Here is a 13,819-nt window from a genome sequence, read left to right as displayed (position 1 = left end):
ATGAGCGAGGCACGCACCTTCACCGAGTCACACCCGATCCGCGTCTTCCTGCTGGACGACCACGAGGTCGTCCGACGCGGTCTGGCCGACCTCCTGGAGGCCGAGCCGGACATCTCGGTGGTGGGTGACGCCGACACCGTCGAGCAGGCACTCGTGCGAGGTCCCGCGGTGCGTCCGCACGTGGCGGTCCTCGACGTACGCCTGCCGGACGGTGACGGTGTGACCGTCTGCCGGGAGCTGCGCAGTCGGATGCCGGAGCTGGCCTGCCTGATGCTGACGTCCTTCGACGACGAGGACGCCCTCCTCGACGCCATCATGGCCGGAGCCGCGGGCTACGTACTCAAGCAGATCAAGGGTTCCGACCTCGTCTCGGCAGTACGCACGGTTGCCTCGGGACAGTCGATGCTCGATCCGGAGACGACTGCCCGGCTGATGCGCTCCTTGCGCGCCGAGCCCAGCGACACTTCGTCCGTGGCGCCCGAACTGGTCGGCCTCTCGTCCCGGGAGCGCGACATCCTCACGCTCATCGGGGAGGGTCTCACCAACCGGGAGATCGGCAAGCGCCTCTACCTCTCGGAGAAGACCGTCAAGAACCACATCTCCCGGCTCCTGGCCAAGCTCGGCGTGCACCGCCGCGTACAGGCCGCGGTCCTCGCCTCGCAGCTGGAACAGCCAGAGCCCCGGCGGCCACCCACGAAGTGACGCCGCGGGGCCGTACGGCAGCACCCGAGGTCGAACGGCCCCTGCCCCGCCGTCGGCTGCGGACGCCACGCTGGATCTGCTCACCGCATCGCCCCGCCGAATCGTCGGTACGGGCGGGGAGGAATTCCTGATGTGTGCTGCCGTGCTGGACGCGTCCACGCTCGAAACCCTGGTCGCCGCAGCCGTGGCCGCACCCTCGATCCACAACAGTCAGCCGTGGCGCTTCCGGCTCGATCCGGACGACGTCGCTCTGGAGATCCGTGCCGTGGAGCGGCACGGGCTGCGCCACATCGATCCGCATGGCCGGGCCCTGCACCTGTCCGTCGGCTGTGCGGTCTTCAACCTCCGGGTGGCGGTGGCACACTTCGGCTGGACCCCGGTGGCCCGGCTGCTGCCCCGACCCGCCGAGCCGGACCTGTTGGCCGTCGTGCCCCTCGGCAGCGCCGTCACGGGCCGGCCGACGCGCCTGTCGGCTCTGTACGACGCTCTGTGGCGCCGGCACAGCAGCCGGTTCCCCTTCTCCGGGCGGCCGCTGCCCCACACGTTGCTGGGCGAGCTCGCCGTGGCCGCGCACGCAGAGGGCACTCTGCTCACCCACCCGGGTCCGGCCGGGACGGACCGTCTTCTCCAGCTCACGCGCGAGGCGGAGCGCCTTACCACCGCCGATGCCGGGCGGGCCGCGGAGAGCCGCCGCCTGGTGCACGGCATCGACGGCACGGGCCTCGGCGTACCGCCCGCGGCTCTGGGGCAGCAGGACGCCCGCGAGCGGATTCCGATGCGGGACTTCGGCGCCCACCGGCATCCGGCCGTGCTCGTCAGCCGCCCCTTCGAGAAGCGCCCTTCGATCTCCGTGCTGTCCACCGCCCACGACCGGCGGGTGGACTGGCTGCGGGCCGGACAGGCCCTCGAACGCGTCCTGTTGGTGGCCACTGCACACGGCGTACGCGCTTCGCTGCTGCATCAGGCACTGGAGTGGCCGGACCTGCGTGAGCGCCTGGCGGGCGAGCAGGGCGACCGTCCGGAGCACACCCAAATGGTGATCCGCCTCGGGTACGGTCCGGAGGGGCCGCCGACCCCACGTCTCACGGCGCGTCAGGTGCTCGACGACAGCGGACTTTCACCCCGTCCCAGCAGGTTCTCAAGCCTTCCCTGAACTCGTCGGCACGCGCCACAGCAGCCGTGTCCCGCCGCCTTCGGGCCGTTCACCGAGCGTCAGCTCTCCGCCGAGCGTGCGGGCCCGGTCCGCCATGTTGGCCAGCCCGCTCCGGGCGGCCCCGTCCGGAATGCCGCAGCCGTTGTCCGCGACGGCGAGGGTCAACTCGTCGCCGGTGCACCGCAGGTGGATGTCCACGGATGACGCCTTCGAGTGCCGGGCGACGTTGCTGAGCGCCTCGCTGAGGACCGCGAGCGTGTGGTCGGCGACGTCCGCCGGTACGTCTGTTTCGACGAGGCCTTCGATCCGCAGCGCGGGAGCGAACCCGAGCGACGCGGTCGAGGTACTGACCGTCTCTGCGACGCGGGCCCGCAGGCCTTGCTCGTCGGCTGCTCCGTGGCCGTGCCTGCGCAGGCCGAAGATGGTGGATCGGATGATCTTGATGGTGTCGTCGAGGTCGTCGACGGTGCGTGACAGCCGCTCGGCAGCCTGCGGATGGTCCACGAACCGCTGAGTGCTCTGCAACGTCATCCCGGCGGCGAACAGTCGCTGAATGGCCAGATCGTGCAAGTCGCGGGCGATCCGGTCGCGGTCCTGCAAGAGGGCGACCTGTTCGGCGTCCTGACGCCGTTCGGCGAGTTCGAGTGCCAGCGCCGCTTGCCCTGCAAAGCCTAGCAAGGGCCCGGTGTCGGCGCCCGGGAAGGGCGTCTTCCCCGCTGTCCGCCCGAGCAGCAGCACGCCACGGGCCTTTCCGCCGGCGCCGAGCGGCACGGCCACGACCGGGCCGAGCCCGGCCCACTCCGCGGCATCCGCGCTGGTGCGGGCGTCATGCCGGATGTCGAGGCTCACCACCGGCTCAGATGTGGTGAGGGCGGCACCGACGAAGCCGTCCTGGGCGGAGAGCCGCAGGCCGCTGCGCCGCTCCGCGTCCGTGCCGACGGCGAGCAGCGGCCGCAGCTCCTCGGTTCTGGCGACGTACTCCGCGATCATCCCCACATCGGCCGAGACGATGTCACGGGCCTGCTCGACGATCAGTTCCAGGACCCTCGTGCCGGGCTCCCCGGACAGCAGGGTGCTGGTCACCTCCGCACTGGCCCGCAGCCAGCGCTCGCGCAGGCGGGCCTCCTCGTACAACCGCGCGTTCTCGATGGCGACACCCGCCGCCACCGCCAGGGTCGAGAGCACCGCCTCGTCCTCGGCATCGAACTCGGTGGCGCCCCGCTTCTCCGTGAGGTACAGATTGCCGAAGACCTGGTCGCGCACCCGGATGGGAACACCCAGGAACGAATGCATCGGCGGGTGTTCCGCCGGAAAGCCGTGGGACGCGGGATGCTCGGAGAGCTCCGGCAGGCGCAACGGCTGCGGATGCCGGATCAGTTCGCCGAGAATTCCATGCCCGCTGGGCAGATCACCAATCCGTGCGCGCCGCTCGTCGTCGATGCCGACCGTCAGGAACTGCGAGAGCTTGCTGTCGTCGCCGATCACGCCGAGTGCACCATAGTCGGCGTCCACCAGGACGACCGCGGCCTCGACGATGCGCCGCAGCACCTGCGGCAGTCCGAGCTCCCGGCCCACCGAGAGCACCGCCTCCAGCAGGCTGTGCACTCGATCCTGCGTACCTCGTGCGGCGTCGATCCGCGCCTGCAGCTCGTCCAGCAAATCGTCAAGGCGCAGCTTGGGCAGGTGCTGGTCGGGTCCCATGTGCGCTTCCCCACTCACCGCTACCTCCGACCGGATCCCGCAGCCAAAGTGCGGCTCGGCAGCCACGCTCCTTTCTCTCACCGTACCGGTCGATCAATCCCTACGAGAGGATTCGCATACGGGTAGTAGTCACGTTGGCCAAGACCTGTTGCCAACATCCAGGATCGGCCGTCGATATCCTGCCAGTTCTTGCCCTGTGACTTCGCTGGAGTCACCGTCTGGGCTCGGCGGCCGACGAGCTACAAGTGCGGCACGACCGCCACGGGACATGTCGCATGGTGGATCACGTGATGGGTCACGGGCCCGGTCTGTGGGCCGATGCGCGGGCGTTCCCGCACCCGCCTGCCGACGACGAGCAGCCCGGCACCGGCTGCGGCGTCCAGCAGCATGGGCGCGGAGCGCCCCTTCTCGACGGTCTCCGTGACAGCGACATCAGGGTGCTTCAAACGCCACGGCTGCAGGACGGCGTCGACGAACCCCTCCCACTCCTGCACCTGTTTCGGCTGCTCCGCCAGGGCGATCTCGCCGGGGCCGATGCTTGCGGGGGACGGATCGCTCCACGCGTGCACCACGTGCAACGGCGCACGGCGCACAAGGGCCGAGGAGAAAGCGAACTCGATGACCTCGTCGCACGGTTCCGTCACGTCGATGCCCAGGACCACGGCGCCATCGGGCTGCCGTTCCGCGACTCGTACGAGTACAGCCGGGCGAGTGGCACGTGCGACGACACCCTGTGCGACCGACCCGACGAACAACCCCGTGACCGCGCTCAGACCTCGTGAGCCGAGCACCATCATGACAGCGTCGTCACCCGCCCGCAGCAGAGCGGCCGTTGCCGGACCCTCGGCGTGCTCGTCGGTCAGCCGCACCGACGGGCACACCGACCTCACCTGCTCCTCGGCCTCATCAAGGATCTGCCGGGCGCGGCGCCGCGCGATGGCGCCTGCCGGCCCCTTCGGCCCTTGGCCCCCTGCATGGATCAAGTGCAGCCGGGCATCGCGGAGGACGGCCTCCTCCGCCGCCCACCGGGCCGCGGCGAGGCTCTCAGGCGATCCGTCCACGCCGCTGCACAGAGTCCGTTCCATGGCACGCGCCTCCTTGGTTGCCGCTTACAGCCGTTCGGCCACGTACTCGGTCAGGTCGTGCAGTCGGTTGGTGTAGCCCCATTCGTTGTCGTACCAGCCGAAGACCTTCGCCAAGTCGCCGTGGGCCTGCGTGAGTGCGGAGTCGAACACGCATGAGGCGGGGTCACCGATGACATCGCGGGAGACGATCGGGGCCTGTGATACGCGCAGGATGCCGGACAGTTCACCAGAGGCCGCCTCGTCGAACGCCGCGTTGATCTCCTCGGCGGTCGTCTCCCGCCGCAGCACCACGGTGAGGTCGGTCAGTGAGCCGTCCTCCACGGGCACGCGCAGCGCGAGTCCGTTCAGGGCCCCGTCAAGGTCGGGCACGATGGCGCCGACGGCGCGGGCCGCGCCGGTACTGGTGGGGATGATGCTGAGAGCCGCGGACCGGGCCCGGCGGAGGTCCTTGTGCGGGCCGTCCAGCAGTGCCTGGTCGTTGGTGTATCCGTGCACCGTGGTCATCAGGCCGCGGGCGATGCCGAAGCGCTCGTGCAGGACCTTCACCATCGGGACGACGCAGTTGGTGGTGCAGGAGGCGGCGGAGACGATCTGGTGCCGTCCTGGGTCGTACGTGCCGTGGTTGACGCCCATGACGACGGTGGCGTCAACTCCCTTGCCAGGGGCGGAGAGCAGCACCTTGCGGGCGCCGCCCTTGAGGTGCAGGGCTGCCGCATCGCGGTCGCGGAAGCGGCCCGTGGATTCGACGACCACGTCCACGCGTTCTGCGCGCCAGTCCAGCGCGGCCGGGTCGCGTTCCGCCGTGACCGCGACGCGGTGTCCGCCCACAATGATCGACGCGTCATCGTGCGCGATGTCTTCCCGGAGCCTGCCGTACGTCGAGTCGTACTCCAGCAGATGTGCCATCGTCCCCACCGGGGCTATGTCGTTGACGGCGACGACCTCGACGTCCGAGCCGCGCTCCAGGGCGCAGCGCAGGTAGGTGCGGCCGATACGGCCGAATCCGTTGATGCCTACGCGGACGGTCATGTGCGGCTCCTTGGGGTCGTGGTGGCCGTGAGGTCCACGGCTCGTCGTCGGATGAACCGCGCTTCGCGGATCACCCGTGGGCGGCTCATTCGTGAGCGACGACGGCGATGGGGCAACTGACGTGTTGGATGGCCATGCGCGTGACGTGGCCCGTGCGGCCGCCCACGGCGCCGCGGCGTACCTCACGGCCGAGGACGAGAAGGCCGGCGTGTTCCGCGGCCCGCAGCACGGCGTGGACGGGGCGCGTGTGCTCCGCCTCCGCGTGGACGGTGACGTCGGGGTATTTGTCGCGCCACGGGTCGAGCACACTGTCCAGGGCCCACTCGGCGTCCCACCGGCCCGGCACGTGCCCCTGTTCGTCCGTGTCGGTGTGGGTGTGAGGAAGCCTCCACGCGTACACGGCGTGCAGCGGAGCGGCGCGGTGCCGCGCGGCCTCGAAGGCGAAGTCGAGCAGCGCGTGGCAGTCGTGCGTCAGGTCGAGGGCCAGCGCCACCGGTCGGTACGGATTGCCGGCCGAGGCCTGCCCGTCGCCGTTCGGCACGTGCTCGTCGACGGCTGCGAAGCCCGCGCGCACCAGTACCACCGGCATCCGCGCGCGAGCCACCACGGCCATGGCGACCGACCCCGCGAGGAGGCCGCCCAGACCGCCGAAGCCCTGGCTGCCCAGGACCAGCAGCTCCGCGGACTCCGCCTCGGCCACGAGCGCCGGCACAGGCGGCCGTCCGATCGGCTCGGCGGTCAGACGCACGCTCGGACACCGAGCGCGCACCTGGTCCACGGCACCGTGCAGGATCGCTCGCGCACGGCTCTGTGGAACCTTCAACTCCGGCAGGCTCACGGGTTCCGTGTCCTTCGGCATCCCTTCCCAGGCGTGCATCAGACGCAGCGGGAGACCGCGGCGTACCGCCTCGCGAGCCGCCCAGTGTGCGGCACAAACGCTCTCACGTGAGCCGTCAAGGCCCACCACGATGGGTCGGACCATCGTCGTCACCCCCTCTTGTCGCAAGCGTCGCGTCACCGAGGCCGGCTGTGCAGGGGCCACCTGGCCCCTGCCCCGGGGTCTTTCGGGTTGCCCTTGCCGGGTCGCCCTTCGCGACTGGGGAAGCAGCCAACGGCGCGTTCAGGCACGTTCCAGACCCACTGCCGTCTCCGGTGCGAACCGCGGAGGAGCTTGATCTCCGGAGGAGCGCAGCTCGGGCACGGTGACCACTGGGCACACCGCGTACCGCAGGCAAGCCCGCGTGACCGCGCCGAGCACGGGCCCGGAGACGTCCCTGAGGGGCTTGCGGCCTAGCGCGAGCAGCAGAGCTTCCGAGCTGTGGCGCAGCAGAATCCGCTCGGCCGGGCCGCAATCCAGCAGGGGAACGAAGTCGACGCCCGGGTCCGCCTCAAGGAGTTCGGCCACGGCCTCCTCCAGCGTCGCGGTGGCACAAGCGTGTTCCTGTTCCGGCGTGCGCCGTCCCGCAGCAGGGGCATAAGGCGCTCGCAGGACCGCGGTCGGCTGCCAGGCGTGGACGACCACGAGCGGAGCCCGCAGCAGCCGGGCCTTCGTGGCCGACCAACGCAGAGCCGCGAGGGCGGCAGCCGAGCCGTCCACGCCTACGACCAGCCCTCCTTGGGCCACATCCACCATGATGTCCTCGTTCCGCATCAGGGCCGTCAACAGCGGCGAGGGACCCGGGCCTGAGGGCGCGTTGCCCTGACCGGGTCCGGCAGCTTCCGGTTGTCCTGGTCCCACCGTGGCCCCCGGCCGCCGGGAACGAACAGGGGCCGCCCGGCCACATCGCGAGGCCGAAGGAACCAGGCCCGTCGCCGGGCCTCGCCCCGTTGAGGCTCCGTCACGCGCGATGGCAGAACCCCGGTGCGGCTGACGCTGCCCTCCAAGCACGCCTACTGACTGAGAACGAGACTGGCTGGGCGCCGCAACCCGTCCTAGGGTGAAGTGCCTTTCATCCCGGCCGCACAGCACTCTGACTGTCACTGTCACAAGCCTTTCGGGGACCTCAGCCACCCCAAGAAGACCGAAGGCGTGCCCACCCCCTCCAGGCCGGGGCCGGGCCCGACCCCGAGACGACGGCGGAGGTGACGATGACCGCAGAAGTATGCACACCGATCGTGGTTTGTATCGATGAAGATCCGTCCTGCCGGGAGGCCCTGGCTTGGGGAGCCGACGAAGCCGACGGGCGCCGGCTGCCGCTGCGCCTGCTCATGGCGTGGGGTCCGACCGACCCACGCCCGGCTGAGCCCATGCGGCTTCGGGAGAACCAGCAGACCCACGGCCCGCGCGGCTCCGCGGTACAGAACCTCCGCGAAGCGGTCGCCTACGTCCAGAACCGTCACCCGCATCTGGAGGTCTCCACGCTGCTTGTCGTGGACGCGCCTGCGCCGATTGTGCGCGACCAGGCCCGCACGGCCACAGCCTTGGTGCTCAGCTCGCGATGGTGGAACAGAAGAGGGCGACTGTTCGCCTCAGCCCCTGTCGCACTACCGGCCATCGCGCACGCCACCTGCCCTGTGGTGGTCGTGCGCAATCACGAACCCGTCAGTCGACAACCGTTCTTCGTCGTGGGCGTGGATGTGGGTTGGGACGGCCGCCACCATTCCGCGGCCGCCGTCGACCTCGCCTTCGAGGAAGCCGCCCGGCGCGGTGCGGCGCTGCGGGTGCTGTACGTATGGCGCCCCCCGCTCCTCGGCGTCCCGGACGAGCGAGCGGCCTTGCGTGAATGCCGCCAGCGCCTGCCGGAGACAGTGGCGGTGCGACAAGCCCTTCACCCGGCCGTGGACGTACACCACAGGGTGATCAGCGGCCACCCGGCACAGGTACTGGCTCAGGAGTCCGCGCACGCGCTGGGCCTCATCGTGGGCACCCGCGGTCCCGGCTGCTTGCCCGGCCCGCCGCTCGGCTCAGTCCTCCACAGCGCACTGCGCCACGCCCAGTGTCCGGTGGTCGCCGTTCCCCGGCCGAGTGCATGTCGCCATCCGCGCGGGCAGCCGTGCGTCAGCCTGCTGTCCTGCCGGGCCCGGAGAGCTGTCGGACAGTGCACCCGCACGCTCACCTGCCTCGCCCGGGCTCGGCTGGGCAGGTCGGTGCGGGTGTGCCGGGCTTGTGCTCGGCTTGGGTGTGGTGCGATCCGAGGATCTCGCCGCGGCACCCGATGGTTCAGGTGGCGGGAGCTTCGACGATGGGTCCGTCACCGAGCTGGGCGTGGATGAACGCCGTCTTGCGGCGACGCGACATCCGTCCGGCCACTTCGGGGGACGTCCGTCGGGTCACGACAACTGCTCCTGAGGATGCGGGAAGCAAGCCTTGGGGCCACCCCGGCGCCGCCTCTGCGCGCCAGTTCCCTGGGACACGCAGAAGCGCGCGCTTCACACCCTGGTGCTCAGACGTGTCGCACCGGGATGATCCTGGTGCCCGTCTTCGTCTCCGGCACCGGAACCTCGACGGTCAGGACACCGTCCTTGTAGTCCGCGGTGGCATCGTCGCCCCGAGCACCGGCGGGCAGCCGAACTGAGCGGGCGAATGTGCCGTAGCGGAATTCGGTGTGGTGTTTGGCGGTGGTTTCGGTGCCACGTTCGGCGCGCAACGTCAAAACGCCTTCGGCGATGCCGAGTTCAATGTCCTTGGCCGGGTCGACGCCCGGGAGTTCGGCCCGCAGGATGTACACCCCGTCCTTCAACGATTCCTCTATCCGGATGCTGTGCAGACCAGGTGTGGTGAGTACTCCGGGCAGCCCGGAGTCCATCCAGCCGAACAGATCCGGCAACACCAGCGGCCATCCCGGCAGCCGTTCGATCATGCCAGTCATCTCGCCCTCCCTACAGTGCTGTTGCCGTCTTGTACGCCTCCTTCATCCTTCCGCCACCGACGCGGAGCAGCGAGTGCCGAGCGGCCTTCCTCATCAGGCCGACCGGCAGGGCCTGGTTCCTGGCGGCATCGGAGCAGGGGCCGGACTTCGGAGCCCGCGCTGGCACGGCCGACCGAGCAAGGGGGCGGGCACGGCTCCACGCGGGCTTCGGCGACCAAGCCCCGAGCGCGCTCCCCGACTCAGCACACCCGCCGCCGCAACAGCGCCGTACGGCCTCCAAGTCGGTCCTGTCGGCCCGCCGACCGCAGGGCGCCGACGCGGTGCACTGGATGGTGAGACACCTGGTCGTCCCACTTCGGTGGCTGGACAGAAGAAAGGAAAAGACATGCTTGCAGCCCCTACTCTCCGCCGTCTCGCGTTGGGCGGTGCAGTGCTCCTGCTCGGAGCGACGACACCGGGCAGCGCGACCGGCAGCCAGGCCAGGAGCGCGGCCCTGGCCACCCCGCAAGCCCCACTTGCCCGCGGCGGCAGCCCTCAGTCCACGGTCGATCGGGTCGCGGACTTCTACGGCGCGTACATCGACGTCCTGTTCGACTCCGGCCGAGGACGACTCAGCCACGCCCTGCGCAACCACTACCTGACCCCCGGGCTGAGCCACAGTCTGGCCCGTTGGGAGGCGGCCCACCACAAGGACGGCGTGCTGCGCGCCAAGGAGGTGCCCACGGCGTGGAAGGTCGTCTACAACGACAGCGGGATGGGGCATTGCTGGAGCCGCGTGACCCTGACCTGGAAGGTCTCGGAGAATCAGGTCCGCCACACTCATCTGATGGTCCAGTCCGACATCGCGACGCGATTGATCTCCGGCCTCAAGATGGACAAGTGACCGTACGCCTCAGCCTGCCAGGCGGGCAAGATCAGCCGCTGCGAGCCGTAACGGCCCAACCGCGAGGCCCGGCCCGCGAAGGGCAGCCGGTCCTGGATGAGATCGGCCGCCCTCTGCCACCCTCCCTCGGCACAGCAGTTTCTGGGCAACGACGCAGGGGGGAGTGTCCGGCTCCTTGAGCGGTGCCGGCGCCGCCCTGCGGAGGCGGGCACCCCTCACAGAGGCCGCGCCAGGCGGACTCAGACCTTGCTCGGCGCCGACTCCGTGCGTCATGCGACGCAGGTTCAAGAACCGATGGGTATCCGCAGGACCTGACCCGGGGTGATCTTGTCCGGGTCGCTTATCTGGTCCGGGTTGGCACGCACGATGCGCTTGAACAGCGAGGGGTCTCCGTAGTGTGCCTTTGCCAGTCCGGACAGAGTGTCCCCCTTGACCACCTTGTGCTCGCGGTAGCCGTAGTAGCCGGGCACGATGCGCGGCCCGTAAAGCACAGGCGTGGTCACCACGTTGATCTCGCTGCCGTCCTTGGGGCTCTTCTCGAACACCTGGATGAGAAGCCTGTCGACCTGGAACTTGGCGCGGCCGACGTCCGCCTGGACGTGGAACTGTCCGTGCTCACCAGTACCGCCGCCGACGTTGAAGTGTCCGGTCACCTCGTCGTGGCCGTCGCCGACCCGGTAGTGGAGCGTGCCCTCGTGGCCAGTGCCGACTCCGCCCACGTGTATCGGGTTGCCGACGAGATCAAGCTTTCGGGGCTGATCGATCCGATTGGTCATGGAACCTCCAGCGTCTGGAGAGCCTGTGGTTCCCCTCCAGGCAACTCCCTTTTCCACTTCTTGCAAACGGAGCTTTCGGACGTGTCAGGTGTCCGTCCGAGCCGACGGCCGAAAGGCCCGGTGCAGCGAGAACCACTTGGCAGGCTGACACGGACCGCGACAACAACGCGGCGGGCCGGCGGAGGCGGAGCGCCGATCGCGACGAGCAGGCTGCGGGCGGCCTCACCGATCAGAGTGTGGGGCCGGTGGCCGCGGCCGATATCGACGGTGAGGGGCAGGTGCGGCGATGCCTGCTCCGGCGCAAGGCGCGATATGGTGCCGTGCCGCGGTGCTGGACGTCTCAGGCTCCCGCTGCGCGTGAAGAGGGCAGGCCACGAGAGGCTTGGCCAGTTCAGCGCTCGCATGACCGCGGTCGGCTGTCAGGCGTGGACGACCACCAGCCGAGCCCGCAGCATCCGGGCCTTAGTGGGCCGACCGACACAGCGCGGCGAGGGACCGGGGCGTTCCCGCTCCCGTGCCCCTCGCCCGTCCAGCGGCCGTACCGTCACGCGACACGCCGCAACTGCCGGGTCTTCTCGATGGTCTTGGCCTCATCGGTGAACTTCCGCGCCAGACCGGCGAAGAAGCGCAGCACAACCGTCCAGAAGCAGCCCGTGCCGAGTGCCGGCAACGCCGGCGCCCAGAAACTCCTGAGCCGTGGACAGGTAGCGGTACACGACCTTCGCAGCGACCAGTACGGCCAGGCCCAGCAGGACCGGCATCCCGGACTCGTACATGAGCATCCGCCTTCCGCAGCCTGGGCCGCTCCTCTCGCAGCCGGCGACCCTCGCGTCGCCACGAGTGTCGTGCCTCGACCTGCCAGGGGCGGGGCCTGCGCAGCCACCAGTCCAGCACCGCACTCTGCCAGGACGCGTCCTCGCTCAGTAGGCCGATGGCCGAAGGATGGTCGAGTACGTCCTTCTCGCTCAGCGTCCTGCCGGACGACCCCAGCAGCAGCTTCCCCTGAAGCGGTGCAGGTTTGCCGCACGGCACCCATGGGTGCAGCAGTGCGCGCATGGTGGTTTCCTCCCGGCGGCCTGTTCAGTCCGTCCCAACAGTGATCTCCGGTGGCTGGCGCAGCGAGTTGTGGACCGTGCAGTGGTTCACGACCGCGCGCAGTGCCCGTCGCCGCGCCTCACTGAGGCGTACGGGCAGCAGGATCCGCATGCGGACGGCCGCGACCCGGGCGGGCCGGTCGTCCGCCATGTCGAACTCGGCCCGCACGCGCAGGCCTTCGCACGGCAAATGGTGGCGCTGCAGGAACCGGCCGGCGTAGTACGCAACGCAAGCGGCGAGCGACGACACGAACAGTTCCACCGGTGTGGGCCCGTCGTCGCCGCCGCCCGCGACGACGGGCTGATCGACGGTCAGTTCGTGGTCACGGATGAATACCGCGTACGCCTGCCCCGCCACGTGAGTGACATCGACGTACTCGGATGCCGGTGGCGGTGGCATAGCGCCTGGTTGCTCAGTCGTTTCGACGGTGGTCTGGTCGTACGTCACTGTGTCCCTCCGTCCTCGGGTGCTTCCAGTCCAGTTCGCACGGGCACGCCCAGCCACGGGCCGAGCGGGCCGCGACACAAGCCGATCGGCCTTCGTGCCGCTGCCTCACGTCCGAAGCGGTGCATCCGTGGTGAGTTTCGAAACCATCCGATTGATGTCCGACGACGACACCACGCCGACGAGACGACCACCTTCGAGAACGAGGGCAAGGTGCTCCAGTGCCGCATCGAGGCACGGCACCAGATCGGCGACGAAATCGTCGGGTGCCGCGGTCACGACCTCGGTGACCGGGCGCATGAGGTCTCCGATCACGACTTTCGACCGGCCTTCCAGCGGTACGCGGTTGATCCGCCACGCCGGCACCAGCCCCGCCACGGCACCGTCGCACGCCACCGCGGGAACTGCCCTGTGCCCGTACCGCCGGAACGGCAGGGTGCCCAGGAAGCCCTCCACCGTGACCGTGGGCGCCACGGTGACCGGCTCCGGCGTCATCACTTGGCGCACCGTCACATCGCCGAGTACTCCCTGTAGTTGGACCACTCGACCCTCAGCAGTCACCGCGGCGATCAGGAACCACCCGACGAGCGCCGACCACAGCCCCACGAGCACTCCGCTCAGCAGCACGGACGCGAAGCCGGTGAGAAGCATGAACCAGCCGAGGTACCGGCCGGCCGCGACAGCCCCGCGGGCTGCCCGAACCCGGTCCCCACCACGGTGCCACAGGTAGGCCCGCAACACGCGCCCACCGTCGAGCGGCGCCGCGGGCAGCGCGTTGAACGTGGCGAGCACGAAGTTGATCGCGGCAAGCCAGCTGACGCACTCCACCGCGAGTCCCGGCGCGGACAGCACCGCCATCCATGCCGCGGTGCCGGTGAAGAACACCGCGGCGATCAGGCTCGTCAGCGGGCCCACGCCCGCGATGCGAAGCTCCGTGACCGGATGCCGCGCTGCGCCGCGCAACCGCGCGGCCCCGCCGAGCATCCACAGGGTGACGTCGTCGACGGCCACACCGCTGCGGCGAGCGACGAGCACGTGTGCCATCTCGTGCGCCAGCAAGGAGACGAGGAACATCAGGGCGGTGATCAGACCGAGCCCCCAGTAGCCCCAGGCCGGTTCGCCGGGGTGGGCGTGCGGAAAGC

At 69.9% G+C, this 13,819-nt stretch carries 14 protein-coding genes; 4 read left to right on the top strand and 10 right to left on the bottom strand.

The genetic code is table 11. From position 1 onward, the window contains the following. Both IEY91_RS10955 and IEY91_RS10950 read left to right on the top strand, forming a co-directional pair. A complete protein-coding gene (locus IEY91_RS10955; RefSeq protein WP_164326988.1) occupies positions 1-702 on the top strand; it encodes a response regulator in 702 nt (233 codons plus the stop codon). 130 nt (positions 703-832) lie between these two features. Continuing rightward, a complete protein-coding gene (locus IEY91_RS10950; RefSeq protein ID WP_164326987.1) occupies positions 833-1,855 on the top strand; it encodes an Acg family FMN-binding oxidoreductase in 1,023 nt (340 codons plus the stop codon). On the opposite strand, the gene IEY91_RS10945 is transcribed toward IEY91_RS10950, so the two are convergent. From IEY91_RS10945 to IEY91_RS10925, 5 genes are all read right to left on the bottom strand, one after another. Then, entirely contained in the window at positions 1,841-3,556 is a 1,716-nt protein-coding gene (locus IEY91_RS10945; protein WP_164326986.1) for a sensor histidine kinase, read from the bottom strand. The genes IEY91_RS10950 and IEY91_RS10945 overlap by 15 nt on opposite strands. A gap of 239 nt (positions 3,557-3,795) precedes the next feature. After that, positions 3,796-4,641 carry a universal stress protein gene (locus tag IEY91_RS10940; protein ID WP_164326985.1) on the bottom strand — a complete coding sequence of 282 codons (846 nt, stop codon included), beginning with the start codon at positions 4,639-4,641 and terminating at the stop codon, positions 3,796-3,798. Positions 4,642-4,665: 24 nt separating this feature from the next. After that, on the bottom strand, positions 4,666-5,670 hold the full coding sequence (gene gap, locus IEY91_RS10935) for a type I glyceraldehyde-3-phosphate dehydrogenase (protein WP_164326984.1): 1,005 nt from the start codon (positions 5,668-5,670) through the stop codon (positions 4,666-4,668). 85 nt (positions 5,671-5,755) lie between these two features. Then, positions 5,756-6,652, bottom strand: coding sequence for a universal stress protein (locus IEY91_RS10930; RefSeq protein ID WP_164326983.1), 897 nt, complete (start codon positions 6,650-6,652; stop codon positions 5,756-5,758). A 138-nt stretch (positions 6,653-6,790) separates the two neighbouring features. Further along, positions 6,791-7,321 (bottom strand): universal stress protein, encoded by a 531-nt coding sequence (locus IEY91_RS10925; protein ID WP_189173777.1) that lies wholly within the window; start codon positions 7,319-7,321, stop codon positions 6,791-6,793. Between the two features lie 437 nt (positions 7,322-7,758). Between IEY91_RS10925 and IEY91_RS10920 the strand changes: the two genes are divergently transcribed. Continuing rightward, on the top strand, positions 7,759-8,883 hold the full coding sequence (locus tag IEY91_RS10920) for a universal stress protein (RefSeq protein ID WP_189173776.1): 1,125 nt from the start codon (positions 7,759-7,761) through the stop codon (positions 8,881-8,883). A 170-nt stretch (positions 8,884-9,053) separates the two neighbouring features. On the opposite strand, the gene IEY91_RS10915 is transcribed toward IEY91_RS10920, so the two are convergent. Beyond that, complete coding sequence (locus IEY91_RS10915; protein ID WP_164326980.1) at positions 9,054-9,479, bottom strand: Hsp20/alpha crystallin family protein; 426 nt, start codon at positions 9,477-9,479, stop codon at positions 9,054-9,056. A gap of 385 nt (positions 9,480-9,864) precedes the next feature. Between IEY91_RS10915 and IEY91_RS10910 the strand changes: the two genes are divergently transcribed. Further along, positions 9,865-10,362: a hypothetical protein gene (locus IEY91_RS10910; protein ID WP_229696859.1), complete on the top strand. Its 498-nt coding sequence runs from the start codon at positions 9,865-9,867 to the stop codon at positions 10,360-10,362. 284 nt (positions 10,363-10,646) lie between these two features. Here the strand turns inward: IEY91_RS10910 and IEY91_RS10905 are convergent, their stop codons facing one another. From IEY91_RS10905 to IEY91_RS10895, 4 genes are all read right to left on the bottom strand, one after another. Continuing rightward, positions 10,647-11,138: a LysM peptidoglycan-binding domain-containing protein gene (locus IEY91_RS10905; RefSeq protein ID WP_164326979.1), complete on the bottom strand. Its 492-nt coding sequence runs from the start codon at positions 11,136-11,138 to the stop codon at positions 10,647-10,649. A 544-nt stretch (positions 11,139-11,682) separates the two neighbouring features. Beyond that, complete coding sequence (locus tag IEY91_RS42335) at positions 11,683-11,808, bottom strand: hypothetical protein (RefSeq protein ID WP_268240859.1); 126 nt, start codon at positions 11,806-11,808, stop codon at positions 11,683-11,685. A gap of 410 nt (positions 11,809-12,218) precedes the next feature. After that, on the bottom strand, positions 12,219-12,632 hold the full coding sequence (locus IEY91_RS10900) for an OsmC family protein (protein ID WP_164326978.1): 414 nt from the start codon (positions 12,630-12,632) through the stop codon (positions 12,219-12,221). A gap of 153 nt (positions 12,633-12,785) precedes the next feature. Beyond that, positions 12,786-13,751, bottom strand: coding sequence for a site-2 protease family protein (locus IEY91_RS10895; protein WP_229696858.1), 966 nt, complete (start codon positions 13,749-13,751; stop codon positions 12,786-12,788). Positions 13,752-13,819: the final 68 nt, after the last annotated feature.

It is taken from the genome of Streptomyces lasiicapitis (assembly GCF_014646335.1).
Classification (GTDB): Bacteria; Actinomycetota; Actinomycetes; order Streptomycetales; family Streptomycetaceae; genus Streptomyces; species Streptomyces lasiicapitis.
Note: the sequence above shows the minus strand (reverse complement) of the source record. Positions and strands in the feature narration are given on the sequence as shown.